The sequence below is a fragment of the Salmonella sp. SAL4457 genome (genome assembly GCF_046548235.1).
In the GTDB taxonomy this organism is placed as follows: domain Bacteria; phylum Pseudomonadota; class Gammaproteobacteria; order Enterobacterales; family Enterobacteriaceae; genus Salmonella; species Salmonella enterica.
Genome location: NZ_JBGDZO010001444.1, coordinates 1 through 231, shown reverse-complemented (window position 1 = coordinate 231; position 231 = coordinate 1). Strand labels below are relative to the sequence as shown.

The 231-nt window shown below is 66.7% G+C and carries 1 protein-coding gene; it reads left to right on the top strand.

Annotation, left to right across the window (positions count from 1 at the left end; all coding sequences use genetic code 11):
• The coding region (locus tag ACLJNW_RS28950) for a carbamoyltransferase N-terminal domain-containing protein (RefSeq protein WP_410962130.1) at positions 1 to 231 on the top strand (231 nt) is incomplete at both ends.

Below are 231 nucleotides of genomic sequence, written 5' to 3'. Positions count from 1 at the left end.
GCGGATGGCCGAGTACGCGTACGAAAAGACCGGCAGCCGCAACCTGTGCATCGCGGGTGGGACGGCGCTGAACGGTCTGGCCAATGCCCGTGTGCTGCAGCGGTCGCCGTTCGAGAACGTGTGGATTCCACCCGGTTGCTCCGACACGGGGCTGTCGCTCGGTTTGGCGTTGTGGGGCTATTTCCGGGATGTCGCCGGCCCCGAGCGCGGACGTGTGTCGGTGTCCATGAC